We start from the raw sequence: 25,704 nt of genomic DNA, 5'->3' as shown, positions 1-25,704 counted from the left end.
CGCGGCCTTTTTTGTGCACATGTCTTTTAGGTTTTTCAGTGCATTTGAGTGCCTCTTCGCGGGCAAGCCTCGCTCCTACAGATCAACACCGAACCTGTAGGAGCGAGCGGGCGGCGATCCGACTTGCCCGCGAATGCGTCGTCCCAGACACCAATGAATTACTTGCCGAGCGATATCTTCGGCGCCCAAGTCAGCCATTCATCTTCAAACTTGTCGAACAACGGGAACGTCTGCTCCGCTCGCGCCGGGTTACCCATGCGATCCCCATCCGGCGTGGCGAAAGCGATGCCGCCCTGAATCAGCGTCTCCAGCGATTCGGTACGAACCGTCGCGCCTTTGAACAAACCGTAATCGAAACCGAAACCGCTGGTGTTCCAGAATCGTGTGCCGCTGCGCACCAACGGCGCGTACTTCGGCTCGATCAGGATGTGTATCAACACACGGTCAGCCGTCTGGCCCAGTTCATACCCCGTCACCTTGCCCACGGTGACTTCGCGATACGTCACTGGCACGCCGGTTTTCAACGAACCGCGGCGAGCGGCGCTGAGAACCAGACTTAACCCGGCTTCCTGTTTGGCGGTTTCAGGAGGATTGGCCAGCGCTACGAAGTTATTCTGCGGCCCGAGGTTTTTCGCGGCCGGCTGCACTTCGATGTATTGGCCGGTCACCAGGGTTTCCAGGTTCGACGTTTTGAGCAGACCCAGCTCGGGTTTGACCACCCAGAACTGACTGCCGACCCGAGCGATACGCTCCGGCACTTCGGTGATCCGCGCGGTGAGCATCACCGATTGCAGGTCATCGGTGAGGTCGACGTCTTCAATCTTGCCAACGTCCAGACCTTTGAATCTCACCGGGGTGCCGCTGCGCAAGCCATCGGCGCGATCGACCTTGATCGTGATCACGGCGCCTTTCTGGTTGGCTTCGTCATGGCTGGCGAACAGACGGAAACGCGGAATTTTCTTTTGCAGCGGGGCTTTGGCCAGTGGGGTTTCGAAGGCGATACCGCCAGCCATCAGGCTTTGCAACGATTCACTTTTGACCTGGATTCCGCCAGTCAATCCGCCCGTGAGCGTAATGCCACTGGCATTCCAGAATCGGGTCGAGGCGTTAACCAACCCTTCGTATTCCTTTTCGATGTGTACACCGATCACCAACTGTTTTTTCTTGTGCGAGAACTGATAGCTCTGGACCGAACCGACCTTGACCTGCTTGTAGAGAATCGGACTACCAACTTCCAGCGAACCAAGATTTTCGGTGAACAACACCAGGTGCAGGCCCGGCGAACGCAAATCCAGCGGCGGCGCCTTGGCCCGTGCCACGAACTCACGTTGTGGCGCTGCGCCTTTATCGCCGGGACGCACAGCGATGTAGTTACCTTTGACCAGCGCTTCAAGCCCGGTGATACCGGCCAGGGAGATCGACGGTTTGACCACCCAGAATTGAGTGCCTTCGACCAGGTAATCTTCAGCCAGTGGATCAAGGGTCAGTTCAGCGGTAGCACCGGACAGATCGGGATCGATCTTCAACGCTTTCAGATTGCCGACCTGAATGCCTTTGTACATTACCGGCGTACGACCGGCCTGCAGGCCTTCGAAATCGGTGAGTTTGACCTTGACCCGTATACCGGCCGCCGCCGCATCGAAGTCCTCATAGAGACGGAACGGCAGGCTCGGATCGGTGGGCGGGCTGTCCCTGCGGTTTTCCGGCGTGGCAAACGCAATACCGCCGGCGACGATGCTGGCCAGGGACTCACTGCGCACTTTCACACCGGACAGGTTAGCGTCGATGCTGATGCCGCTGGCATTCCAGAAACGTGTGTGTTTGCGTACGAGCTTGGCGTAGGTGGGCTCGATGAACACTTTGAGCTCAACTGTGCTTTGGTCTTCGGACAGCAAGTAACTTTTGATCTGACCTACTTTGATCTGCTTGTAGAACACCGGGCTGCCACGGTTCAGCGAACCGAGGCGGTCAGCCTTGATGGTCAGGTGCAGACCGGGCTGGGCATCCGACAGCGGCGGTTCTTCAGCCAGGGCCTTGAACCTGCGTGTGGGCTCGCCTTCCCCCGGACTGATCGCGACGTAGTTACCGGAGACCAGGGTTTCCAGGCCCGTGATACCCGCCAGGGTCACGCTCGGCTTGACGAGCCAGAAGCGCGTGCTGGTCCGCAGGTATTGCTCCACTTCCTTGTTCATCTCAACGGTGGCGATCACCCCTTTGGAGGCGCCTTCGTCATCAAGCGTGAGGGTTTTCACCTTGCCGACTGACATGCCTTTGTAGACCACTTCGGTCTTGTTGGCCTGAATGCCTTCACCGCTTTCGAAACGCACCTGAATCTCGATGCCAGTCTCGTTGTAGGCGCGCCAGCCGAGCCAGCCGCCGATGATCAAGGCGATCAGGGGCAACACCCAAATGGCTGACCAGTTCGAGGCCGGTCGGGTTTTCGCTGTGGGCAAATCAGTCATGGTCGTCGTCCGACTCCGTGTTATCCCAAATCAGTCGGGGATCGAAAGTTACTGCGGCAAGCATCGTCAGAATCACCACACTGGCGAAAGCGATGGCGCCAAGATTGGCTTCGACACTGGCAAGCCGTCCAAAATTCACGACCGCCACCAGGATGGCAATCACAAAGATATCGAGCATTGACCAGCGACCGATGAATTCGATAAAGCGGTACATCCAGATCCGTTGACGAGCCGAAAGCGGCTGGTGGCGCTGCACCGAAAACAGCAGCAACGCGATGCCCACCAATTTGAACGTAGGCACCAGGATACTGGCGATAAAAACCACGGCGGCGATGGGAATCATGCCGTGCTGAACCAGTTGGATTACACCGGACATGATGGTGCTGGGATCGCCCTGACCGAGGGAACTGACCGTCATGATCGGCAGTACGTTGGCCGGAATGTAGAGAATCGCCGCCGTGATCAACAACGCCCAGGTACGTACGAGGCTGTTGGGGCGGCGGGCGTGAACCAACGCACCGCAGCGGGTGCAAACCTGCTCGTCGGTGTCAGCTTCCTGCTTGTTCAATTCATGGCATTCGGCGCAAATCAGAATGCCTGCATCAATCGCCCGCATGGGCATCCTCTCCTGATAAAGCCTGCCAGATCTGATGGGGCGACATCACGACCTCCAACCAGACCTGGACCAACAACAAACCGATAAAGCACGCCAGGCCGAGACCGACGGTGATTGCTGCCATATCTGCCAGTTTGACGATCGCCACCAGCACGCCCATGAGGTAGACCTCGAGCATCCCCCAATCGCGTAGATGGTGATAAATCCGATAGAGCAACAAACCGTAACTACGGCCGATATCAAAACGAATGCTCAGCAGCACGACCAGTTGGCAAAGCAGTTTGAGCAACGGGATCCCCATGCTGCACAGGAACACAATCACTGAGACGCCTTGCATACCGGTATCAAACAGGCCGACAACGCCGCTCCAGACAGTATCTTGCGACGACTGCCCGAGTAGATTGAGCTGCATGATGGGTAAAAAGTTCGCCGGGATGTACAACAACAGCGCGGCGATGACCAAGGCGAGACTGCGTTGCACAACGTTGTGCCGATGAGCGTAGAGCTCGTAGCCGCAGCGTGGACACAGGGCTTTCTCGCCATTGGCGAGCTTGGGCTTGCGCATCAGCAAGTCGCACTCATGGCACGCCACCAAGTCGTCCAGCGGTAATTCTGACAGCCCGGGGGCGTCAACCGGATCTGGCATAAAGGCACTGACTCCGAAAAAGTTGGACCTATTCTAGTGTCCTGAGTCGAAAATAACTGTGCAAATTTGTGCTTGTCCGGGGTGTGCTTTTTTGCGGGCAAAACAAAACCCCAACTGCTTTCGCAATTGGGGTTTCGGAATTTAATCTTGACGATGACCTACTCTCACATGGGGAAACCCCACACTACCATCGGCGATGCATCGTTTCACTGCTGAGTTCGGGATGGGATCAGGTGGTTCCAATGCTCTATGGTCGTCAAGAAATTCTTGAGCTGACGCGTCTTGCGACGTTCCAGCGAATTGGGTATGCGATAGTTTGTGTGTTGCTCTCGAACTTTCGGTTCATTGCGTCTTCACACACCGCAATCTGATGCTCTTTCGAGTAGTCAAATTGCTTGGGTGTTATATGGTCAAGCCTCACGGGCAATTAGTATTGGTTAGCTCAACGCCTCACAGCGCTTACACACCCAACCTATCAACGTCGTAGTCTTCGACGGCCCTTCAGGGGACTCAAGGTCCCAGTGAGATCTCATCTTGAGGCTAGTTTCCCGCTTAGATGCTTTCAGCGGTTATCTATTCCGAACATAGCTACCCGGCAATGCCACTGGCGTGACAACCGGAACACCAGAGGTTCGTCCACTCCGGTCCTCTCGTACTAGGAGCAGCCCCTCTCAAATCTCAAACGTCCACGGCAGATAGGGACCGAACTGTCTCACGACGTTCTAAACCCAGCTCGCGTACCACTTTAAATGGCGAACAGCCATACCCTTGGGACCGGCTTCAGCCCCAGGATGTGATGAGCCGACATCGAGGTGCCAAACACCGCCGTCGATATGAACTCTTGGGCGGTATCAGCCTGTTATCCCCGGAGTACCTTTTATCCGTTGAGCGATGGCCCTTCCATACAGAACCACCGGATCACTAAGACCTACTTTCGTACCTGCTCGACGTGTCTGTCTCGCAGTCAAGCGCGCTTTTGCCTTTATACTCTACGACCGATTTCCGACCGGTCTGAGCGCACCTTCGTACTCCTCCGTTACTCTTTAGGAGGAGACCGCCCCAGTCAAACTACCCACCATACACTGTCCTCGATCCGGATAACGGACCTGAGTTAGAACCTCAAAGTTGCCAGGGTGGTATTTCAAGGTTGGCTCCACGCGAACTGGCGTCCACGCTTCAAAGCCTCCCACCTATCCTACACAAGCAAATTCAAAGTCCAGTGCAAAGCTATAGTAAAGGTTCACGGGGTCTTTCCGTCTAGCCGCGGATACACTGCATCTTCACAGCGATTTCAATTTCACTGAGTCTCGGGTGGAGACAGCGCCGCCATCGTTACGCCATTCGTGCAGGTCGGAACTTACCCGACAAGGAATTTCGCTACCTTAGGACCGTTATAGTTACGGCCGCCGTTTACCGGGGCTTCGATCAAGAGCTTCGCGTTAGCTAACCCCATCAATTAACCTTCCGGCACCGGGCAGGCGTCACACCCTATACGTCCACTTTCGTGTTTGCAGAGTGCTGTGTTTTTAATAAACAGTCGCAGCGGCCTGGTATCTTCGACCGGCATGAGCTTACGGAGCAAGTCCTTCACCCTCACCGGCGCACCTTCTCCCGAAGTTACGGTGCCATTTTGCCTAGTTCCTTCACCCGAGTTCTCTCAAGCGCCTTGGTATTCTCTACCCAACCACCTGTGTCGGTTTGGGGTACGGTTCCTGGTTACCTGAAGCTTAGAAGCTTTTCTTGGAAGCATGGCATCAACCACTTCGTGTTCTAAAAGAACACTCGTCATCAGCTCTCGGCCTTAGAATCCCGGATTTACCTAAGATTCCAGCCTACCACCTTAAACTTGGACAACCAACGCCAAGCTGGCCTAGCCTTCTCCGTCCCTCCATCGCAATAACCAGAAGTACAGGAATATTAACCTGTTTTCCATCGACTACGCTTTTCAGCCTCGCCTTAGGGACCGACTAACCCTGCGTCGATTAACGTTGCGCAGGAAACCTTGGTCTTTCGGCGTGGGTGTTTTTCACACCCATTGTCGTTACTCATGTCAGCATTCGCACTTCTGATACCTCCAGCAAGCTTCTCAACTCACCTTCACAGGCTTACAGAACGCTCCTCTACCGCATCACCTAAGTGATACCCGTAGCTTCGGTGTATGGTTTGAGCCCCGTTACATCTTCCGCGCAGGCCGACTCGACTAGTGAGCTATTACGCTTTCTTTAAAGGGTGGCTGCTTCTAAGCCAACCTCCTAGCTGTCTAAGCCTTCCCACATCGTTTCCCACTTAACCATAACTTTGGGACCTTAGCTGACGGTCTGGGTTGTTTCCCTTTTCACGACGGACGTTAGCACCCGCCGTGTGTCTCCCATGCTCGGCACTTGTAGGTATTCGGAGTTTGCATCGGTTTGGTAAGTCGGGATGACCCCCTAGCCGAAACAGTGCTCTACCCCCTACAGTGATACATGAGGCGCTACCTAAATAGCTTTCGAGGAGAACCAGCTATCTCCGAGCTTGATTAGCCTTTCACTCCGATCCACAGGTCATCCGCTAACTTTTCAACGGTAGTCGGTTCGGTCCTCCAGTTAGTGTTACCCAACCTTCAACCTGCCCATGGATAGATCGCCCGGTTTCGGGTCTATTCCCAGCGACTAGACGCCCTATTAAGACTCGCTTTCGCTACGCCTCCCCTATTCGGTTAAGCTCGCCACTGAAAATAAGTCGCTGACCCATTATACAAAAGGTACGCAGTCACCCAACAAAGTGGGCTCCCACTGCTTGTACGCATACGGTTTCAGGATCTATTTCACTCCCCTCTCCGGGGTTCTTTTCGCCTTTCCCTCACGGTACTAGTTCACTATCGGTCAGTCAGTAGTATTTAGCCTTGGAGGATGGTCCCCCCATATTCAGACAAAGTTTCTCGTGCTCCGTCCTACTCGATTTCATGACTAAGAGATTTTCGCGTACAGGGCTATCACCCACTATGGCCGCACTTTCCAGAGCGTTCCGCTAATCTCAAAGCCACTTAAGGGCTAGTCCCCGTTCGCTCGCCACTACTAAGGGAATCTCGGTTGATTTCTTTTCCTCAGGGTACTTAGATGTTTCAGTTCCCCTGGTTCGCTTCTTAAGCCTATGTATTCAGCTTAAGATACCTAACTTATGTTAGGTGGGTTCCCCCATTCAGACATCTCCGGATCAAAGTCTGTTTGCCGACTCCCCGAAGCTTTTCGCAGGCTACCACGTCTTTCATCGCCTCTGACTGCCAAGGCATCCACCGTATGCGCTTCTTCACTTGACCATATAACCCCAAGCAATCTGGTTATACTGTGAAGACGACATTCGCCGAAAATTCGCGATTAAACTCACAAATTTTACCTTAGCCTGAATAAACACCAGTGAAAGTGCTATCCAGTCTATCTTTCTATCACATACCCAAATTTTTAAAGAACGATCTAGCCAAAGACTAGAAATCAACATTCACCACCATCACGATGGAATGCTCATTTCTAAGCTTTATACAATCAGAAGCAGTAGTGGTGGAGCCAAACGGGATCGAACCGTTGACCTCCTGCGTGCAAGGCAGGCGCTCTCCCAGCTGAGCTATGGCCCCGTATTGCTACAGGATCCCACACAAAAATTGGTGGGTCTGGGCAGATTCGAACTGCCGACCTCACCCTTATCAGGGGTGCGCTCTAACCAACTGAGCTACAGACCCAATTTCGGGCTGCTTCTTATCGTCTTCTTCAATGAATCAAGCAATTCGTGTGGGAACTTATGGAGCAGCTGATGTCGTCGATTAAGGAGGTGATCCAGCCGCAGGTTCCCCTACGGCTACCTTGTTACGACTTCACCCCAGTCATGAATCACACCGTGGTAACCGTCCTCCCGAAGGTTAGACTAGCTACTTCTGGTGCAACCCACTCCCATGGTGTGACGGGCGGTGTGTACAAGGCCCGGGAACGTATTCACCGCGACATTCTGATTCGCGATTACTAGCGATTCCGACTTCACGCAGTCGAGTTGCAGACTGCGATCCGGACTACGATCGGTTTTATGGGATTAGCTCCACCTCGCGGCTTGGCAACCCTCTGTACCGACCATTGTAGCACGTGTGTAGCCCAGGCCGTAAGGGCCATGATGACTTGACGTCATCCCCACCTTCCTCCGGTTTGTCACCGGCAGTCTCCTTAGAGTGCCCACCATTACGTGCTGGTAACTAAGGACAAGGGTTGCGCTCGTTACGGGACTTAACCCAACATCTCACGACACGAGCTGACGACAGCCATGCAGCACCTGTCTCAATGTTCCCGAAGGCACCAATCCATCTCTGGAAAGTTCATTGGATGTCAAGGCCTGGTAAGGTTCTTCGCGTTGCTTCGAATTAAACCACATGCTCCACCGCTTGTGCGGGCCCCCGTCAATTCATTTGAGTTTTAACCTTGCGGCCGTACTCCCCAGGCGGTCAACTTAATGCGTTAGCTGCGCCACTAAGAGCTCAAGGCTCCCAACGGCTAGTTGACATCGTTTACGGCGTGGACTACCAGGGTATCTAATCCTGTTTGCTCCCCACGCTTTCGCACCTCAGTGTCAGTATCAGTCCAGGTGGTCGCCTTCGCCACTGGTGTTCCTTCCTATATCTACGCATTTCACCGCTACACAGGAAATTCCACCACCCTCTACCATACTCTAGCTTGTCAGTTTTGAATGCAGTTCCCAGGTTGAGCCCGGGGATTTCACATCCAACTTAACAAACCACCTACGCGCGCTTTACGCCCAGTAATTCCGATTAACGCTTGCACCCTCTGTATTACCGCGGCTGCTGGCACAGAGTTAGCCGGTGCTTATTCTGTCGGTAACGTCAAAACAGCAAAGTATTAATTTACTGCCCTTCCTCCCAACTTAAAGTGCTTTACAATCCGAAGACCTTCTTCACACACGCGGCATGGCTGGATCAGGCTTTCGCCCATTGTCCAATATTCCCCACTGCTGCCTCCCGTAGGAGTCTGGACCGTGTCTCAGTTCCAGTGTGACTGATCATCCTCTCAGACCAGTTACGGATCGTCGCCTTGGTGAGCCATTACCTCACCAACTAGCTAATCCGACCTAGGCTCATCTGATAGCGCAAGGCCCGAAGGTCCCCTGCTTTCTCCCGTAGGACGTATGCGGTATTAGCGTCCGTTTCCGAGCGTTATCCCCCACTACCAGGCAGATTCCTAGGCATTACTCACCCGTCCGCCGCTCTCAAGAGAAGCAAGCTTCTCTCTACCGCTCGACTTGCATGTGTTAGGCCTGCCGCCAGCGTTCAATCTGAGCCATGATCAAACTCTTCAGTTCAAACATCTTTGGGTTTTTAAGAAACCCTAAACTTGGCTCAGCAATCGTTGGTTACATCTTTGATTTCTCGCGGAGTAACTTGTGATGCTGATAATCTTGTTGACTATCAGTCTGACCCCACAAGCACCCACACGAATTGCTTGATTCAGTTGTTAAAGAGCGGTTGGTTAAGATCTTTCGTCTCAACCGAGGCGCGCATTCTACAGCGTCCTCTGTATCTGTCAAGCGGTTATTTTCAGAAGTTTTCAAAGTTTCCTTTGCAACTTCAACCACTTGCGCTTCCGATCTCTCGTTAGCGGGAGGCGAATTCTACAGCGTTACTCGCTGCTGTCAACACCTCTTTTTCTCCGCTTTCGACCGAGAAGATCGAACCGTCAATCAAGCCACACAACACCGCTTGACCAACTCCTTCTGGGCTTCGATGACCTGAAGCAACTCGCTGCCGAAAACTGCGTAACTCTTTGTTTACCAAGGAGTTTTCCGTTTCGACTGCGCCGGAAGTGGGGCGAATTATAGACTTCCAGAATCTGCCGTCAACCCCTAATTATGCTTTTCTTGCAGAAGGTGTCTTTTTAGCTATTAAACGCGGAATTCGACGAGCGACAGGCGGTAACCGCAACACCAATAGCAGTGCGCCTATAGAGGCATAGACCGCCCACTCCTTCAGATCAGCACGCACGATCCACAACATATGCAGCAAGCCAAGACCGAGAACACCATAAGCCAGTCGATGCAGCTTCTTCCAGCCAGCCCCCAACCGACGCTGACTGTAGCGGTTGGAGGTTATCGCCAACGCCAGCAAACAAAGGAACCCCAGCACACCGACAATAATGTACGGCCGCTTGCGCAACTCGACACCCAGCTGCGACCAATCAAAGCCAAGAATGAACGCTATATAGCCACTCAGATGAAGTACTACGTAAGCGAAGCACCACAAACCCAGCTGCCGTCGGACAGCAATCCACCCCGCCCAACCGGTGAGCTTCAGCAACGGCGTGAAGCTCAAAGTAATAAGCAGCAGTACAAGCGTCCCCAACCCCAACCGATCAACCAGCACCTTGCCTGGATCCGGCCCCAGCACATCCGCCCAAGCCTGATACAGCCAAAGCAGCGGCCACACCGCAGCAGCGATGAAGACACTCACTCGCCAGAACGGATATCGCATCAGTAGTTCTTCCGCAGATCGAGCCCTGTATATAGAGAAGCAACTTCGTCCGAGTAGCCGTTGAACATCTGCGTGTCACGCACATTGGGCTTGAACAGACCGCTTGGCAAACGACGCTCCCGAGCCTGCGTCCAGCGCGGATGATCGACTGTAGGATTCACGTTGGCATAGAAACCGTACTCATCCGCAGCAATGCTTTGCCAAGTGGTTTTCGGTTGCTCGCTGACCAGACTGATCCGCACGATGGATTTGATGCTCTTGAAGCCGTACTTCCACGGCACCACCAGGCGCAGAGGTGCGCCGTTCTGGTTAGGCAGCTCACGCCCGTACATGCCCAATGCAAGAATCGCCAACGGATTCATCGCCTCGTCCAGACGCAGCCCTTCGACATAAGGCCAGTCGATCAAGGCAAAACCAGAACGCTGCCCTGGCATGGTCTTAGGATCCTGCAGTGTTTCGAAGCGAATGAATTTTGCCTTGGAGGTTGGCTCAACAACATTGAGCAACGCAGAGATGGGAAATCCGATCCATGGAATGACCATCGACCAGGCCTCTACACAGCGAAGGCGATAGATACGCTCCTCCAGCTGATAAGGCTTCATGAAGTCCTCCAGCGCATATCGCCCCGGCTTCGTCACCTCCCCGTCCACCACCACGCTCCACGGTTCGGTTTTCAGAGAACCGGCGTTGGCGGCCGGATCACCCTTGTCGGTACCGAACTCATAGAAGTTGTTGTAGTGGGTCGCGTCCTTAAACGGCGTGATCGCTTCATCCTTGACGGTGACCACCCCCCACTTGGTAGAAGGGAGTTTTTCGGCAAACCAGGATGGCGCGTTGCCCGCCTCGACATCCGCGTATCGCGCGGCATCTTCAGCACCGGCCCAACGCGGCAAGCTGCTCACAGCCAAGCCGGCAACGGCGGCGCCCAAGACATTACGACGAGATAGATAGAGGGATTCAGGCGTGACATCCGACTCATGGCAGTCGGATGACTTGGGGACTTTGATCAGCATGGCAACTCCGCAGCATTGGAGGACAGATGCACCAATAGACTGCGGAGTATGAGGGAAATTACACGCTTTTGTGCCGACGAAGACGTAACAGGTATTGAACCGGGCCAGACGCTGCATAGGCGAGGAAAACCAGCAGCAGGATGCGCGGCGGATCACTGAACACGACGGCAAACACCAACACCACAGCCAGGATCGCCACGAAAGGTACACGCCCTTTCAGGTCCAGCTCCTTGAAGCTGTTGTACTTGATGTTGCTGACCATCAGCATGCCGGCAGCTGCAACCATCAGCGCCACCAGGAAAGACATCTTGGAACCCTGAATCCCGTAATCGCTGAACGCCCAGACAATACCCGCAACCACACCCGCCGCAGCCGGACTGGCCAGGCCGATGAAGTAGCGTTTGTCGGCGGTGCCCACCTGGGTGTTGAAGCGTGCCAGGCGCAACGCAGCGCCAGCGACATAAATGAAGGCGACCATCCAGCCGACCTTGCCCATATCACCCAAGGCCCAGCCAAATGCCAGCAGCGCCGGCGCGACACCAAAGGCGACCATATCGGACAGCGAGTCGTACTCGGCACCGAAGGCACTCTGGGTGTTGGTCATACGGGCAACGCGGCCGTCGAGACCGTCGAGCACCATGGCGACAAAAATGGCGATCGCGGCAAACGCAAAATACTTGCTCGCGCCAATCGCATCACCTGCACTCAAGGCACTCTGGGCACTCATTGAATTGATGATGGAGTAGAACCCTGCGAACAGGTTCGCAGTGGTGAACAGATTCGGCAGAAGATAGATACCACGATGCCGGACTTTACGGCCTTCAGCGTCATGCCCTTCTTCGACGTGTTCATCGATGGGCAGCAGGCTTTCGGCGTCAGAAGCCTGGTTTGGCTCTTCGGGACGTTCGCTCATGGACATTACCTTGCAACGGGGTGGAAAGTTTCGACAGGTGTCTGGGACGACGGTTCGACCACAAACGATGCAGCTTTATACCAGAACCGGCCCCCTAAACGAAAAAACGCGGCCTAGGCCGCGTTTTCCGTACAAGTGCGCGACTTAGTTTTTGGCTTTGTCGACGATCTTGTTGGCACCGATCCACGGCATCATGGAGCGCAGTTGCTCGCCGATGATTTCGATACCGTGAGCGGCGTTGTTACGACGCTTGGCGGTCATCGAAGGATAGCCGGTTGCGCCTTCGCTGATGAACATCTTGGCGTATTCGCCGTCCTGAATACGTTTCAGGGCGTTGCGCATGGCCTGACGGGATTCGGCGTTGATCACTTCCGGACCAGTCACGTACTCGCCGTATTCAGCGTTGTTGGAGATCGAGTAGTTCATGTTGGCGATACCGCCTTCGTACATGAGGTCAACGATCAGTTTCAGTTCGTGCAGGCATTCGAAGTAGGCCATTTCTGGCGCGTAGCCAGCTTCAACCAGGGTTTCGAAACCGGCTTTGACCAGTTCAACGGTACCACCACACAGAACGGCTTGTTCGCCGAACAGGTCGGTTTCGGTCTCGTCCTTGAAAGTGGTTTCGATGATACCGGTACGACCGCCACCAACGCCGGCAGCGTAGGACAGTGCAACGTTTTTGGCGTTGCCGGAAGCATCCTGATAGATAGCGATCAGGTCAGGGATACCGCCGCCTTTGACGAACTCGGAGCGCACGGTGTGGCCCGGTGCTTTCGGCGCGATCATGATCACGTCGAGGTCAGCGCGCGGAACAACCTGGTTGTAGTGGATCGCGAAGCCGTGGGAGAAGGCCAGGGTGGCGCCTTTCTTGATGTTCGGCTCGATTTCGTTTTTGTACAGGGCAGACTGGAACTCGTCCGGGGTCAGGATCATGACCAGGTCGGCAGCCGCAACAGCGGAAGCAACGTCGGTCACTTTCAGGCCGTGAGCTTCGGCCTTGGCAACAGTCGCCGAACCTTTACGCAGGCCAACAGTGACGTCAACGCCGGAGTCTTTCAGGTTGCACGCTTGAGCGTGGCCTTGGGAACCGTAACCGATGATGGCAACTTTCTTGCCCTGGATGATCGACAGGTCGCAGTCTTTTTCGTAATAAACTTTCATGAAATTCCCCTATATATCCAGGCCGTTCAGGCCATTCGCTAATTTGGTTTAGATGCTGAGTACTTTGTCGCCGCGAGCAATACCGGTTACGCCGCTGCGGACGGTTTCCAGGATCGACGCGGTGCCGATGGACTGAATGAAGCTGTCGAGCTTGTCGCTGGTACCGGTCAATTGAACGGTATACACGCTAGCGCTGACATCGACGATCTGCCCACGGTAAATATCGGTGGTGCGCTTGATCTCGGCGCGCTGGGCGCCGGTGGCCTTGACCTTGACCAGCATCAGTTCGCGCTCGATGTGAGCACTTTCCGACAGGTCGACCAGTTTGACCACTTCGATCAGCTTGTTCAGGTTCTTGGTGATCTGCTCGATGATCTCATCGTGACCAACGGTGGTCAGCGTCAGACGCGACAAAGTCGGGTCTTCGGTTGGTGCCACGGTCAGGCTTTCGATGTTGTAGTTGCGCTGCGAGAACAGGCCGACTACACGCGACAGAGCACCGGGTTCGTTTTCCAGAAGCAAGGAAATAATGTGCCGCATGATTAAGTACGCTCCGTCTTGCTCAGCCACATATCGCGCATGGAGCCGTCTTTGATCTGCATCGGGTAGACGTGCTCGCTGGTGTCGACCGCAATATCGATGACCACCAGGCGATCCTTCATGGCGAATGCTTCTTCCATCTTCGACTTCAAATCTTTCGAGTCGGTGATGCGCACGCCGACATGGCCATACGCCTCTGCCAGCTTGACGAAGTCAGGCAACGATTCCATGTAGGAGTGCGAGTGACGGCTACCGTAGCTCATGTCCTGCCACTGACGAACCATACCCAGAACGCCGTTGTTCAGGATGACGATTTTGACCGGCAAACCATATTGCAGACAGGTGGACAGTTCCTGAATGTTCATCTGGATACTGCCCTCGCCCGTTACGCAGGCGACGTCGGCATCCGGAAAGCTCAACTTGATACCCATGGCCGCCGGGAAACCGAAGCCCATGGTGCCGAGGCCACCGGAGTTGATCCAGCGGTTCGGCTTGTTGAACTTGTAGTACTGCGCCGCGAACATTTGGTGCTGACCCACGTCGGAGGCAACAAAGGCATCGCCCTTGGTCACTTCGCACAGGGTTTCGATCACGGTCTGCGGCTTGATGACACTGCCGTCGCCCTTGTCGTAAGGGAACAGGCCGCGATCACCGCGCCACTCATCAACTTGCTTCCACCAACTGGCAACGGACTCCTTGTTCGGGGTCTCGCCGATTTCCTTGAGGATCGCGACCATTTCGGTCAGGACGCTCTCGACCGGACCAACGATCGGCACGTCGGCCTTGATGGTCTTGGAGATCGAAGCCGGGTCGATGTCGATGTGAATGATCTTGGCATTCGGGCAGAACTTCGACGCGCCGTTGATGACACGATCGTCGAAGCGTGCGCCGACTGCGAGGATCACGTCAGCATGGTGCATCGCCAGGTTGGCGGTGTAGCTGCCGTGCATGCCCAGCATGCCGATGAACTGACGGTCGGTGCCAGGGTAGGCACCCAGACCCATCAGGGTATTGGTCACTGGCAGGTTGAGCATCTTCGCCAACTCGGTCAGCGGCGCGGAGCCACCACCGAGAATCACACCGCCGCCTGCGTACATCACAGGGCGCTTGGCCGCCAGGAGCATTTCGGCTGCCTTGCGGATTTGTCCGGAGTGACCGCGAACGGCCGGGCTGTAGGAACGCAGCTTGGCTTTTTTCGGGAAGATGTATTCGAACTTCTCGGCCGGGTTGGTCATGTCTTTCGGGATATCGACAACGACCGGACCAGGACGACCGGATTGCGCCAGGTAGAACGCTTTCTTCATGACTTCCGGGATTTCCGACGCGTGCTTGATCATGAAGCTGTGCTTCACGATCGGCCGGGAGATACCGATCATGTCGGTTTCCTGGAACGCATCGGTGCCAACCATGTTGCTAGGCACCTGGCCGGAAATGACCACCATCGGAATGGAGTCCATGTAGGCCGTGGCAATACCGGTAATGGCGTTGGTTGCGCCCGGGCCGGAGGTCACCAGTACCACACCGGCTTTACCGGTGGCACGGGCATAGCCGTCAGCCATATGGGTCGCAGCCTGCTCGTGACGAACCAGGATGTGGGTCACTTCCGGTTCTTTGAACAGGGCATCGTAGACATGAAGAAGAGCACCACCCGGGTACCCGTAGATGTACTTGACGCCTTCGTCACGCAAAAAGCGGACGAGCATCTCACCGCCAGATAAAAGCTCCACGTTGTTCACCTCTAAAACGCCAGAATACCGCCCACATACAAGAGGACGGGTCTTAATAGGTTTACTTCTCGGCAGAGCATGAGCGACGGTGGTCGCCGACTACGTCAGCACTGACTGAGCAAGTATTGGGATCGTCCCAAGTGTTGCGGGGCTTTCCCACCCAGCGCGAGGTAACGCGTTGCGGGTGTAACAGGTCGGCGCGGATGTGCGCCTCATGATCTGCCGAGTGGGTCTGCTTCTGGCAGTCCCTCTACAGCGGACTTTGGATTCTTCTGTTTCGTCCCCTGCAAGTCAAGTCGTCAATGTGCTTTATTGAAGTAAGCACATGAGAAAGCAAGAAAAAACCGCTAAACAGCAACTGTGTTAGCTTCAATTGCGCAACCCAATACAAGGAAATGGCATGCGAACGTTTTTCCTGACCGCCAGCCTGCTGATCAGCATCAGCCCTTTGTGCATGGCCGCTCAGATTTACACGTGGGTCGATGAACAAGGCGTTACCCACTTCGACGCGCAACCACCCCAGGGCCGGCAAGCCACGACCGTGGTCACGCCCTCCTCTGCGAGCAAGCCGGCTACGCTGCCTCGCAGTAACGCCATTGGCGATCAACAGGCCATCGATAAGACCGTTAAAAAACAGGTCGCCGAGCAGCAAGCCCAGCTAAAGGTATTCTGCGAGCAGGCGCGGACGAACCTGGCTCAACTGCAGAACAATCCGCGGATACGGGAGGATGTCGAGGGTGAGATGCGGCGCCTGACCGACGAGCAACGTCAGGAGCGCATCACCGAAGCGCAGCGACAGATCACAGAGAACTGCCAGTAGATACTTGTAGTAACAGAGCTTACTCCGGGCGGCGTTGCGACGAAGGCGGCGTTACATTCAAAAGATATGTTGAATGTAACGCCGCCTTCGCGAGCAAGCTCTGCTCCTACAGGGGATCGAGGTCAGCGGGAAGCGGTGATCAGTTGGTCGAACTCTTTGAGCAGAACCTGCAACTGCCGATCCTTGCCCTGGACATTGCGGCTGGCGAAGACCATTTCCGCCATCTCCTGAATGCCCGAGGCATTGGGCAGCGGTAAATCCTGCTCGAGGATCACTTTCATGCGCGGCAGGAAGATCCATTGCAGCCACTGCTCGAAATCCAGCGTATCGACCGAGAACGGCTCGACACTGGACAGCGCTTCAACCGATGGCGAGACCTCGTCCCACCACCCCTGAACCCGCAACTCGCGCTCGATCAACAGCAGCTGCTCGGCAATTTTCGGAAAGCGTGCGTCCATCACAGCGAAACCTTGGCCTTCTGACGGGCCAGTGTAGCGCCAGCGGAATCACCCTGTTTCTCACGTGCCTGACCGATCAATTCCCACAGACTGGCCTGAAGTGCCGGACGCCCATTGGCGAAGGTCAGACCACGACGAGCGAACTGCTCGGCCTGTGCTGCATCACCTTGAGCCATGCGAACCTGCGCCAGACGATAAAGCACTTGTGGTTCACGCGGCGCAACACGCTGGGCGCGCTCCAGACTGGAAGAAGCACCGTTGAGGTCACCGCTAGCCTGTTGCTGCTGAGCAGTGGTCAGCAGCGCCAATACCGGACCGTCCAGTTGTTCATCGGCTGACAGGCCACCGGCGCTCGACGAAGGAATTCCGCTCGGTGTCGATGGCATGCTGTAGCTGCCTTGATTGATCGGGGCCGACTGGACTGGCGAAGTGTCGATCGGACCCGAAGTGATCGGGCCTGGCGTAATCGGCGAAGTGCTGATCGGTGCCGATGCAACTGCACCGCCACCCGGCACCATCACCACGACGCCGGTGTCACCTTGCGGGATCGCCTGGGTCTGGGATTGCACAGGACGTTTAACCGTCGTTTGACGAAAACCGCCATTGGCCGAAACACGTTCACTGTTGGAAACGGCACTGCCGGAATCCACAACCGGAATCGAACCACGTTGTACGCTGGAGCAACCGCTGAGCAAAGCCACGGCGGCAACCGCTGGAATCAACCACTTATTCACTTGAAACCCTCTTTGCTTAATTCATCCAGCCCTTGACCCAATCCATCACCGTTTCACCGTTAACAGGGCTTTCGCCACCGCAAGCAGCGCCGGGAGGCGGTTCGCTGCCGCGAATATACGGCATCTGCACAGCGCCTGGGCAGTTGGCATCAGAGCCTTGTCCGGTACGTGAATCGACCCAGGCCTGAACCACATTATCAGGCTGCGGCATGTCCAGCGGCAACGGATCAGCCTTGCGCATGAAACTGGTCCAGACCTGCAACGCACCAGTGGCACCGGTAAACGGTGTCTTGCCGTTGTCATCGCGACCCAGCCACACCACCGCCAGCAAGTCCTGACTGAAACCGGCGAACCAGCTGTCTCGCGAATCGTTACTGGTACCGGTCTTGCCCGCCAGCGTCAGGGTTTTCGGCAACACGTTGTAAACCGAACTGCCGGTGCCCTCGCGCATGACCCGCTGCATGGCACTCTGAATCAGGTAAATAGACGCCGGATCGAAACGCTGCTGAATCTGGAACGGATAGCGCTTGAGCGGTTCGCCTTCCGCTGTCAGCACGCTACGAATCCCGCGCATCGGCGTATTGAAGCCACCGTTGGCGAGAGTCTGGTACATGGTCGCCACTTCGATCGGGGTCATGCCGCCGGCACCCAGCAGCATCGACGGGAATGCCGGAAACTCGCGACTCACCCCCAGGCGAGCCAGCGTCTTCAAGACATTCGGCACGCCCACCGCCAACCCGAGACGCGCGGTCGACAGGTTGTAGGAGTGCGCCAGGCCCTGATAAAGGAAAACAGTTCCATGGGAGCGGCGATCATAGTTTTGCGGTTTCCAGACCTGCCCGTCCGCGCCTTTTACCGAGAAGGATTCGTCTGACAGCCAACTGGTCAACGTGTACTGGCTTGGCTTCTCAAGGGCTGTCAGATAAACCGCCGGCTTGATCAACGAACCGATCGGTCGCACAGCATCCAGCGCCCGGTTGAAACCGGCGAAGCTCGCCTGGCGACTGCCGATCATCGCCTGCACCTCACCGGTTTCCGGGTTGGTCACGACCATCGCCGCTTCAACATCATCGGAGCCTTTGCGGCCGGACAAGCGCTTGAACGTATCGTTGACCGACGCTTCAGCTTTCATCTGCAAAATAGGATCGAAACTGGTGAAGATCCGCAGGCCTTCTTCGGTCAAGTCTTCGTCGCGATAGTCTTCGCGCAGTTGACGTTTAACCAGATCGAGAAACCCTGGGAACGAACTGTCGGCCAGTTTGCCGCGCGTCGTCACGCCCAAAGGCATTTTCTTCGCCGCAGCGACCTGCTCGGCGGAGGCGACGCCTTGTTGCTCAAGCACATCGAGCACCAGATTGCGCCGCTCGAGCGCCCGTTCCGGATTGCGACGCGGGTTGTAATAGGACGGCCCCTTGACCATGCCCACCAGCATCGCGACTTGATGCAGTTTCAGCTCGGACAATGGCTGCCCGAAGAAGAACTGGCTGGCGAGGCCGAAACCGTGCACCGCGCGCTGGCCATCCTGACCGACAAACACTTCATTGAGGTAAGCCTCAAGAATCTCCCGTTTGTCGTAATGCAGCTCAAGCAGCATCGCCATCATGGCTTCGGTGAGTTTGCGGGTCAGACTGCGCTCGCTGGTCAGGTAGAAGTTCTTGACCAACTGTTGCGTTAGCGTACTACCGCCCTGGGTCATCTTGCCGCCAGAGGTGTTGACCCAGATGGCGCGGGCAATCGACTTCGGCGACACGCCCCAGTGGCTATAGAAGTCCCGGTCTTCTACAGCGACCAGGGTTTCCAGCAGATACGGCGGCACCTGATCGATGTTGATCAGAATGCGGTCTTCGAGATTCTTCGGATAAATCCCGCCGATCAGCAGCGGTTCCAGCCGCACCACAGAAAGCTTCGAACCGTTGGTCGCCGAAAGTTCGGCCACGTAGTCGCCGGAGAAGCGCACGCGCACGGGCTGGGCGTTCTCCATGCCTTCATAGAACTGGAAACCACGGGTATTCAAGTCAACGGTGTTGCCGTTGACCGCTGCTGCGCCGGGGCCGTTGCTCACGCTTTCGCGGCGATAGCCCAGGGCGTCGAGTTCGGTGAGGAAGTCTTCCTTGCTCAGCTTCTGGCCGGTGAACAGCTCGAGCGGCCGCGCATACACCTTGGCCGGGATAGTCCAGCGCTTGCCGGAGAACTTCTCCTGGACAATAGCGTCGAGGTAAACCGCGAACCCGGCGAGCACCACAAGGCCGACCAGACTGAGTTTAAGGGCCCAGCCCAGCCAAGGGCGCAGGCCCCTGGAAGGTGGTTTTTTGGGGGTACGGGGGGATCGAGTACGAGTCATGGCGCCGGATTATACGCACTTTATTCATACTCAACAGGAGCCCGCCGAGGTTTGCGTCGGGCGGACTTGCGGCCATAATGGCGGCCGTGAATTTCCCCAGACTCTGAAGGAACGCCTGTGAGCCAGTCCCTGATCGCCGCCCTGCAAAACCCGGCCCTCTACCCGCACCCGGTAGACGGGTTTCAGCTCATCGAAACCCACATCTCCTGGGTCATTCTCACAGGCGCTTTCGCTTATAAAGTGAAGAAGCCAGTCAATTTCGGCTTCCTCGACTTCACCAGCCTCGATGCCCGCGAGCATTTCTGTGGTGAAGAACTGCGCCTGAACCAGCGCCTGACCAATGATTTGTATCTCGAAGTATTGCCGATTACCGGCAGCGCCGAAGCGCCACAACTGGGCGGCGACGGCCCGGTCATCGAATATGCGCTGAAAATGCGTCAGTTCCCACAAAGCCAACTGCTCAGCACGCTGCAAGCCAACGGCGAATTGACCACCGCGCACATCGACGAGATGGCCGCACAGATTGCGCAATTCCACCTCACCGCACCAAAAGTGCCTGCGGAACACGAAGCCGGCACACCGGACAGCGTCATAGCGCCGGTGCGGCAGAACTTCGAGCAGATCCGCCCGTTCCTGAGCGACAAGGCGGACCTGCTGCAACTCGATGCCTTGCAAGCCTGGGCCGAAAGCAGCTTCGAACGCCTCAAGCCACTGTTTGCCCAGCGTAAGACCGAGGGGTTCATCCGCGAGTGCCACGGTGATATCCACCTGGGCAACGCCACCGTGATCGATGGCAAGGTCGTGATCTTCGACTGCATCGAATTCAACGAGCCGTTCCGCTTCACCGACGTCTATGCCGACACCGGCTTCCTGGCGATGGACCTTGAAGACCGTGGCCTGAAGAGCCTGGCCCGTCGTTTTATCAGCCAGTACCTGGAGTTGACCGGCGATTACCAGGGCCTGGAACTGCTGAACTTCTATAAAGCCTACCGTGCGCTGGTTCGCGCCAAGGTCAGCCTGTTCAGCATGCCGGCCGAGGCCGACCCGGTGCAGCGCGCCACTACCCTGCGCCAGTACCGCAACTATGCGAACCTGGCGGAAAGCTACAGCACCATTCCTTCGCGCTTCATGGCCATCACCCACGGCGTTTCTGCTGTTGGCAAAAGCCACGTGGCCATGCGTCTGGTGGAAGCGCTGGGCGCAATTCGCCTGCGTTCCGATGTCGAGCGCAAACGCCTGTTCGGCGAACAAACCGTCGCCAACGATCCGCAGGCCGGCATTTATAGCGCCGACGCCAGCGCCGCAACCTACACTCGCCTGCATGAAATCGCCGCGGTAATCCTGCGTGCCGGTTTCCCGGTGGTGGTCGATGCCACTTACCTCAAGCGCGACCAGCGCGACGGCGCGGCGAAAATTGCCGAAGCCACCGGCGCGCCGTTCCTGATCCTTGATTGCAACGCGCCACAAGCGGTGATCGAAAGCTGGCTGGCCCTGCGTCAGGCAGACAAAAAGGATCCGTCCGACGCCAACCTGGCCGTTATCGAAGCGCAGCAAGCCAATCGTGAACCCCTGACGCCAGAAGAAATTCTGTGCAGCAAACGCGTGCAGACCAATGAAAGCGGGACCCTCGACACTGTCGTTGCGCAAATTCGCCAACGCCTGCCGGGCCTGTAAGAAAGTATTTCAGCCGTGAAGCCTTCGCCGGCTTCACGGCTGTCAAACAGTGGCACTATACTGGCGTCATAAAACCAACAGGTGATGTGACATGAGCCAGCCGAAACTTCTCGACACCCCGCTTTATGCCTTACTGCACAAAGACGACATCACAGGTTTCAACAATGAACGTCCAAAAGACGGACCTATCGACATGGTCGGTGGTGACTTCCGAGGCCTGGACCTGCGTGAACTGAATGCCGACGGCATTGACTTTACCGATGCTTACTTCCGCTCCGCCGACTTGCGCGGCATCGATTTCAGCAACTCAAACCTGGAAGGCGCAAGCCTGGCCCACGCGCAGATCTCCGGCGTCTACTTTCCGCGAGAGCTGAGTGCCGACGAAATTCTGATGTCGATGAATTTCGGTACACGCCTGCGTTATCGAACCCGTTAAAAACGACCGATATCGGACATGTCCAGCGCCCCCCCGCCTTGCGCTGGACTGTAGGTATTTTCAGCTCAAGAACCTGACGCCCTTCCACCTTTTCCTACCGCGTTCGCGTACTTTTACGCCGCTCATCGGAGTTTCTTCTTAGAAGCATTTGCTCCGAAACCGACCAAACAATCACGCTTTTCCTACTGATGGCTACACTCCTCAGAAGCTTGCCCACGCACCGTTCGGCCGTCGCAAGGAGGCTTGATGAATGATGAACTGCAGCACCTGAAGAATCTTGGCAAGACATCGGCGCAGTGGCTGCATGCCGTGGGCATCCACAGCGCCTCGGACTTGCGTCGCCTCGGGGCGGTGGATGCTTATCGGGCCGTGCGCACGCGCGGGTTCCGGGCATCCAAGGTGTTGTTATATGCGATCGAAGGCGCGCTGATGGATGTGCATTGGAACGACATCCCAGCCGAGCGCAAGGAAGCCCTGAATAAACAGTTGGAGGCGATCTCGTCACGCCACAAGAATTGAACGGGAGCGAAGGAGAGTTTCTCAGCCTCACTCAAAGCAATCCGAAGATCGCCTACAGCCTGATCGAGAGCGTGAACCGACGCATTGACCTGCTGAACAAACAGATCACGCAGTTGAGTTCATCAGGAACATAGTCTGAAGCCCAATGATTACGGGGCTTTTCGCCAAGCAACTGACAATTTCAAGGAAATGAAAAATCAGCGGTTGACTTGGTAATGAGAATCGCTATGATTATCACAACTGGTCGCGAGACTGGTCGATATTTGAACAGCCCTTGGTTCGGACTCTCAGATATCTCCTCATCAGGCTAATCACGGTTATTTGACCCGGCTCTTGCCGGGTCTTTTTTTGCCTGCGGAAAAGTCCCCGGCATCACATCAATCCCTTGTAGGAGCCGGCTTGCCGGCGATAGCGGTGGGTCAGTCATTAAATGCGTTAACTGATACATCGCTATCGCCGGCAAGCCAGCTCCTACAGGGGTTCTGTTGCCGTTGCTTAGGGTTTTGATTTTGGCTGGCCCTTGCGCATCTCTGCACAGTAATCCGGCGCTGGCGTGGCAGGCGTGTACCAGACGTAATCGGCCATCGCCGCTGTGACTTCGCCGCCCTGCTGCGCCAGCATTAAAACCACAGGTGCTTCGGGCGCTCCCAGATCAAGCGCGTGGATCGGCACGCCAACATCCTTTCGCGCGTGGTAAGCGCCGGCGAACAGCAATGAAGGAGTGGGTGCAGCCAACAGCCGCTCGGCCATGCGCCGGTCACGTTGCTGCTGGACTGCGAGCATCGCCGGCATTTGCGATTCGGGCAGCAGGCCGCAATGGGAACCGCTGATCTGTGCCAGCAACTCATCCTTGACCGACGTGGCATTGGAGCGAGCGCCGCTTAATGTCGGCGGCCGGGCGTAAAAAGCACGCACCTCGACAGTGTCCAGATTGGCGGCCAGCAGCGGATACGGTTGGGCCAGGGCGAAACGAACGATCGGCCCATACAGATTCCAGTCCCAGCCTGGTTGCCAGGCTAATGCACCAGGCAAGTCCGAGGGCAACGTCGAGGCGTGGCGAACGTCATCGACGCGCAGCTGTTGATCCGGCGTGAGCATTTCCAGCAGCAGACTGCCTTGCGGACGCCGCTGTCCCAGCGCCTGCAATAACCAGCGTTGCAGCTCATGGTGATCGCGATTGTCATGCTGCTCCCCCACGATCAATCGCGATGGCTTGGCCAGACGCGCCAGCAGCTCCTGCGCCGTCAGCGCCTGACCACTGCGCAAATCGCGAATCTCGCCGGTGACCGGCGGCGTCGAAACATGCTGACAAGCACTCAGCATCAGCACCACCAGAATCAACATCACACGCATGCCCACACCCTCTATCAATGACTCAGCGGGCGATGATCAGCGGATGCCCACGCTCCGGGTGCTGTTGCACCAAGACGTCCAGCCCGAATACCGCCTTGAGCGGTTCCGGTCGCAACACTTGCTCCGGGGTATCGAGCGCGACCGGGCGCCCGCCTTCGAGCAGTAACAGGCGATCACAATAGCGCGCCGCCAGGTTCAGATCATGCAGGATCACCAACACGGACGCGCCACGATCGGCGAACTCGCGCACCGCTTGCAAGGTGGTGTGTTGATGTAGCGGATCAAGCATCGAAGTCGGCTCGTCGAGCAACAGCGTTTGCCCCGCCTCGCCCGGCCAGAGTTGCGCCAGCACCCGCGCCAGATGAACGCGCTGACGTTCGCCGCCGGACAACGCCAGATAGCTTCGACCACTCAAATGCCCGGCATCGGCGGCCTGCAACGCGGCGGCGACGATTTCGTCATCGCGGACCCGGCCGGTCTGGTGCGGCAAGCGTCCCATGCCGACGACTTCCTCGACGCGAAAGGCGAAGTTCAAGGTCGAGACTTGTGGCAATACCGCCAGGCGTTGCGCTCGTTGCGCGCCGGTCCAGTCACGCAACTCGCGCTCATCGAGCCACACGCTGGCGTGATCAGCCTGCAACTCGCCGCACAAGGCGCCCAGCAACGTGCTTTTGCCCGCACCGTTAGGCCCCAGCACGCCGAGGACCTCTCCCGGTTTGAGTTCAAGCGTAATATCCATCAGGACAATCTTGCGGCCTCGGCGGATGTGCAGATTTTGCGTTCGCAACATCAGGCACGCCCTCGCAGCAATAGATAAAGAAAGACCGGCGCACCGATCATCGCGGTGACTATTCCGATCGGCAACTCCGCCGGCGCCAAGGCCAGTCGCGCCACCAGATCCGCGAACAACAGGAGACTGGCGCCCGCCAGCACCGAGGCCGGCAGCAGCACCCGATGATCGGGACCGGCCAGCAAACGCACCAGATGCGGCACCACCAGCCCGACAAAGCCGATCATCCCCGCCGCTGCCACCGCCGCGCCGACGCCCAACGCCGTGCAAAACACCAATTCACGCTTGAGCTTTTCGACGTCGATGCCCAGGTGCCCGGCCTCCGACTCTCCCAGCAACAACGCATTCAACGCCTTGGCGCGACACGGCAGCCACAGCGCCACGCCGGCACTGATCAACAGTAACGGCCAGAGTCGCGAATAACTGGCACCGTTCAGACTGCCCAGATTCCAGAAGGTCAGCGTTCGCAAAGTCGTGTCGTCTGCCAGGTAGGTAAACAGCCCCACGATCGAGCCGGCCAGCGCCGTCAAAGCGAGACCCGCCAACAGCATGGTTGCGACATCGGTTTGCCCGTTACGCCGACCCAGTCGATACACCATCGCTGTCACGCCGAGACCGCCGAGAAACGCGCACAGCGATAAAAGGTACGGCCCGAGGGATTCCGGCAATCCACCAAACGCCGAGCCGCCGACAATTGCAATGGCCGCGCCCAATGCCGCGCCACCGGAAACGCCCACCAACCCCGGATCGGCCAATGGGTTGCGAAACAAGCCCTGCATCGCCACGCCCGACAACGCCAGCACACCCCCCACCGCCAATCCCAACAAGGTACGCGGCAGGCGAATCTGCCCAAGGATCAGCTCGGCCTGCTCCAGTCCGTCAGGTGCAAAGGGCAGGCCGATCATGCGTAATGCCGCGCGCAAGGTATCGAGCAACGGCAGGCTCACCGGCCCGAGCGCCAACGACAACCAGATCGCCAGCAAACACAGCAGGCTCAGGCCG

The 25,704-nt window shown here is 56.7% G+C and carries 19 protein-coding genes, 2 tRNA genes, 3 rRNA genes and 1 pseudogene; 5 read left to right on the top strand and 20 right to left on the bottom strand.

Annotated elements, in window-relative coordinates; all coding sequences use genetic code 11:
• Window positions 1–158: 158 nt before the first annotated feature.
• From ACYZUC_RS24925 to ACYZUC_RS24860, 14 genes are all read right to left on the bottom strand, one after another.
• The gene (locus ACYZUC_RS24925; protein WP_461991022.1) at window positions 159–2,462 is read right to left on the bottom strand and encodes a PqiB family protein; all 2,304 of its coding nucleotides are present in this window, start codon (window positions 2,460–2,462) and stop codon (window positions 159–161) included.
• Window positions 2,455–3,078, bottom strand: coding sequence for a paraquat-inducible protein A (locus ACYZUC_RS24920; protein ID WP_461991020.1), 624 nt, complete (start codon window positions 3,076–3,078; stop codon window positions 2,455–2,457). Before ACYZUC_RS24920 ends, ACYZUC_RS24925 begins: the two co-directional genes overlap by 8 nt.
• On the bottom strand, window positions 3,065–3,724 hold the full coding sequence (locus ACYZUC_RS24915) for a paraquat-inducible protein A (protein ID WP_461991018.1): 660 nt from the start codon (window positions 3,722–3,724) through the stop codon (window positions 3,065–3,067). Before ACYZUC_RS24915 ends, ACYZUC_RS24920 begins: the two co-directional genes overlap by 14 nt.
• A gap of 145 nt (window positions 3,725–3,869) precedes the next feature.
• Window positions 3,870–3,985 (bottom strand): 5S ribosomal RNA (rrf, locus tag ACYZUC_RS24910).
• Between the two features lie 145 nt (window positions 3,986–4,130).
• A 23S ribosomal RNA gene (locus ACYZUC_RS24905) occupies window positions 4,131–7,022 on the bottom strand.
• Between the two features lie 236 nt (window positions 7,023–7,258).
• A tRNA-Ala gene (locus tag ACYZUC_RS24900) sits at window positions 7,259–7,334 on the bottom strand.
• 28 nt (window positions 7,335–7,362) lie between these two features.
• Window positions 7,363–7,439, bottom strand: a tRNA-Ile gene (locus tag ACYZUC_RS24895).
• Window positions 7,440–7,521: 82 nt separating this feature from the next.
• Window positions 7,522–9,058: ribosomal RNA gene (locus tag ACYZUC_RS24890) — 16S ribosomal RNA — on the bottom strand.
• Together the 16S, 23S and 5S rRNA genes with 2 tRNA genes alongside form the textbook arrangement of a ribosomal RNA operon.
• Window positions 9,059–9,602: 544 nt before the next feature.
• A complete protein-coding gene (gene msrQ / locus ACYZUC_RS24885; protein ID WP_461991016.1) occupies window positions 9,603–10,223 on the bottom strand; it encodes a protein-methionine-sulfoxide reductase heme-binding subunit MsrQ in 621 nt (206 codons plus the stop codon).
• Entirely contained in the window at window positions 10,223–11,236 is a 1,014-nt protein-coding gene (gene msrP / locus ACYZUC_RS24880) for a protein-methionine-sulfoxide reductase catalytic subunit MsrP (RefSeq protein WP_461991014.1), read from the bottom strand. Before msrP ends, msrQ begins: the two co-directional genes overlap by 1 nt.
• Window positions 11,237–11,294: 58 nt before the next feature.
• Entirely contained in the window at window positions 11,295–12,149 is an 855-nt protein-coding gene (gene pssA, locus ACYZUC_RS24875) for a CDP-diacylglycerol--serine O-phosphatidyltransferase (protein WP_008033154.1), read from the bottom strand.
• A gap of 144 nt (window positions 12,150–12,293) precedes the next feature.
• Window positions 12,294–13,310, bottom strand: coding sequence for a ketol-acid reductoisomerase (gene ilvC, locus ACYZUC_RS24870; protein ID WP_007948647.1), 1,017 nt, complete (start codon window positions 13,308–13,310; stop codon window positions 12,294–12,296).
• A 48-nt stretch (window positions 13,311–13,358) separates the two neighbouring features.
• Entirely contained in the window at window positions 13,359–13,850 is a 492-nt protein-coding gene (gene ilvN / locus ACYZUC_RS24865; protein ID WP_003205610.1) for an acetolactate synthase small subunit, read from the bottom strand.
• Window positions 13,851–13,852: 2 nt separating this feature from the next.
• Window positions 13,853–15,577 carry an acetolactate synthase 3 large subunit gene (locus ACYZUC_RS24860; RefSeq protein WP_008033158.1) on the bottom strand — a complete coding sequence of 575 codons (1,725 nt, stop codon included), beginning with the start codon at window positions 15,575–15,577 and terminating at the stop codon, window positions 13,853–13,855.
• Between the two features lie 400 nt (window positions 15,578–15,977).
• On the opposite strand from ACYZUC_RS24860, the gene ACYZUC_RS24855 reads away from it, so the two are divergent.
• Window positions 15,978–16,397, top strand: a complete 420-nt coding sequence (locus ACYZUC_RS24855) for a DUF4124 domain-containing protein (RefSeq protein ID WP_461991010.1) — start codon at window positions 15,978–15,980, stop codon at window positions 16,395–16,397.
• Window positions 16,398–16,519: 122 nt separating this feature from the next.
• On the opposite strand, the gene ACYZUC_RS24850 is transcribed toward ACYZUC_RS24855, so the two are convergent.
• From ACYZUC_RS24850 to mrcB, 3 genes are read right to left on the bottom strand one after another with little or no spacing between them, the layout of a single operon-like run.
• Entirely contained in the window at window positions 16,520–16,855 is a 336-nt protein-coding gene (locus tag ACYZUC_RS24850; protein ID WP_461991009.1) for a YqcC family protein, read from the bottom strand.
• A complete protein-coding gene (locus ACYZUC_RS24845) occupies window positions 16,855–17,589 on the bottom strand; it encodes a tetratricopeptide repeat protein (RefSeq protein WP_461991007.1) in 735 nt (244 codons plus the stop codon). Before ACYZUC_RS24845 ends, ACYZUC_RS24850 begins: the two co-directional genes overlap by 1 nt.
• A gap of 16 nt (window positions 17,590–17,605) precedes the next feature.
• Window positions 17,606–19,930: a penicillin-binding protein 1B gene (gene mrcB / locus ACYZUC_RS24840; protein ID WP_461991005.1), complete on the bottom strand. Its 2,325-nt coding sequence runs from the start codon at window positions 19,928–19,930 to the stop codon at window positions 17,606–17,608.
• A 117-nt stretch (window positions 19,931–20,047) separates the two neighbouring features.
• Here mrcB and ACYZUC_RS24835 point away from each other — a divergent pair, with 117 nt between their 5' ends.
• From ACYZUC_RS24835 to ACYZUC_RS24820, 4 genes and pseudogenes are all read left to right on the top strand, one after another.
• A complete protein-coding gene (locus ACYZUC_RS24835) occupies window positions 20,048–21,604 on the top strand; it encodes a bifunctional aminoglycoside phosphotransferase/ATP-binding protein (RefSeq protein WP_461991003.1) in 1,557 nt (518 codons plus the stop codon).
• Between the two features lie 91 nt (window positions 21,605–21,695).
• On the top strand, window positions 21,696–22,040 hold the full coding sequence (locus ACYZUC_RS24830) for a pentapeptide repeat-containing protein (RefSeq protein ID WP_461991001.1): 345 nt from the start codon (window positions 21,696–21,698) through the stop codon (window positions 22,038–22,040).
• A gap of 246 nt (window positions 22,041–22,286) precedes the next feature.
• Complete coding sequence (locus tag ACYZUC_RS24825; RefSeq protein ID WP_007971093.1) at window positions 22,287–22,559, top strand: TfoX/Sxy family protein; 273 nt, start codon at window positions 22,287–22,289, stop codon at window positions 22,557–22,559.
• A 14-nt stretch (window positions 22,560–22,573) separates the two neighbouring features.
• Window positions 22,574–22,693 (top strand): annotated as a pseudogene (locus ACYZUC_RS24820) (cAMP-binding protein); the annotation flags it as partial.
• Between the two features lie 361 nt (window positions 22,694–23,054).
• On the opposite strand, the gene ACYZUC_RS24815 reads toward ACYZUC_RS24820, so the two are convergent.
• Genes ACYZUC_RS24815 through ACYZUC_RS24805 form a run of 3 tightly spaced genes read right to left on the bottom strand, consistent with a single transcriptional unit; the run spans window position 23,055 to window position 25,685 of the window.
• The gene (locus ACYZUC_RS24815; protein WP_461990999.1) at window positions 23,055–23,912 is read right to left on the bottom strand and encodes a ChaN family lipoprotein; all 858 of its coding nucleotides are present in this window, start codon (window positions 23,910–23,912) and stop codon (window positions 23,055–23,057) included.
• A 22-nt stretch (window positions 23,913–23,934) separates the two neighbouring features.
• Entirely contained in the window at window positions 23,935–24,702 is a 768-nt protein-coding gene (locus ACYZUC_RS24810) for a heme ABC transporter ATP-binding protein (protein ID WP_008036387.1), read from the bottom strand.
• Window positions 24,702–25,685 (bottom strand): FecCD family ABC transporter permease, encoded by a 984-nt coding sequence (locus ACYZUC_RS24805; protein WP_461996757.1) that lies wholly within the window; start codon window positions 25,683–25,685, stop codon window positions 24,702–24,704. The genes ACYZUC_RS24810 and ACYZUC_RS24805 overlap by 1 nt, the downstream gene beginning before the upstream one ends.
• Between the last annotated feature and the right edge of the window lie 19 nt (window positions 25,686–25,704).

This window comes from Pseudomonas sp. GT1P32, from assembly GCF_054897805.1.
The sequence above is the reverse complement of the archived record's forward strand: the minus strand, read 5'-3'. Positions and strand labels throughout refer to the sequence as shown.

Coding starts and splice junctions, on each gene's coding strand:
- ACYZUC_RS24925 (WP_461991022.1), bottom strand. CDS start 2,462: ATGACTGATTTGCCCACAGCGAAAACCCGACCGGCCTCGAACTGGTCA.
- ACYZUC_RS24920 (WP_461991020.1), bottom strand. CDS start 3,078: ATGCGGGCGATTGATGCAGGCATTCTGATTTGCGCCGAATGCCATGAA.
- ACYZUC_RS24915 (WP_461991018.1), bottom strand. CDS start 3,724: ATGCCAGATCCGGTTGACGCCCCCGGGCTGTCAGAATTACCGCTGGAC.
- msrQ (WP_461991016.1), bottom strand. CDS start 10,223: ATGCGATATCCGTTCTGGCGAGTGAGTGTCTTCATCGCTGCTGCGGTG.
- msrP (WP_461991014.1), bottom strand. CDS start 11,236: ATGCTGATCAAAGTCCCCAAGTCATCCGACTGCCATGAGTCGGATGTC.
- pssA (WP_008033154.1), bottom strand. CDS start 12,149: ATGAGCGAACGTCCCGAAGAGCCAAACCAGGCTTCTGACGCCGAAAGC.
- ilvC (WP_007948647.1), bottom strand. CDS start 13,310: ATGAAAGTTTATTACGAAAAAGACTGCGACCTGTCGATCATCCAGGGC.
- ilvN (WP_003205610.1), bottom strand. CDS start 13,850: ATGCGGCACATTATTTCCTTGCTTCTGGAAAACGAACCCGGTGCTCTG.
- ACYZUC_RS24855 (WP_461991010.1), top strand. CDS start 15,978: ATGCGAACGTTTTTCCTGACCGCCAGCCTGCTGATCAGCATCAGCCCT.
- ACYZUC_RS24850 (WP_461991009.1), bottom strand. CDS start 16,855: ATGGACGCACGCTTTCCGAAAATTGCCGAGCAGCTGCTGTTGATCGAG.
- mrcB (WP_461991005.1), bottom strand. CDS start 19,930: ATGACTCGTACTCGATCCCCCCGTACCCCCAAAAAACCACCTTCCAGG.
- ACYZUC_RS24830 (WP_461991001.1), top strand. CDS start 21,696: ATGAGCCAGCCGAAACTTCTCGACACCCCGCTTTATGCCTTACTGCAC.
- ACYZUC_RS24825 (WP_007971093.1), top strand. CDS start 22,287: ATGAATGATGAACTGCAGCACCTGAAGAATCTTGGCAAGACATCGGCG.
- ACYZUC_RS24815 (WP_461990999.1), bottom strand. CDS start 23,912: ATGCGTGTGATGTTGATTCTGGTGGTGCTGATGCTGAGTGCTTGTCAG.
- ACYZUC_RS24810 (WP_008036387.1), bottom strand. CDS start 24,702: ATGTTGCGAACGCAAAATCTGCACATCCGCCGAGGCCGCAAGATTGTC.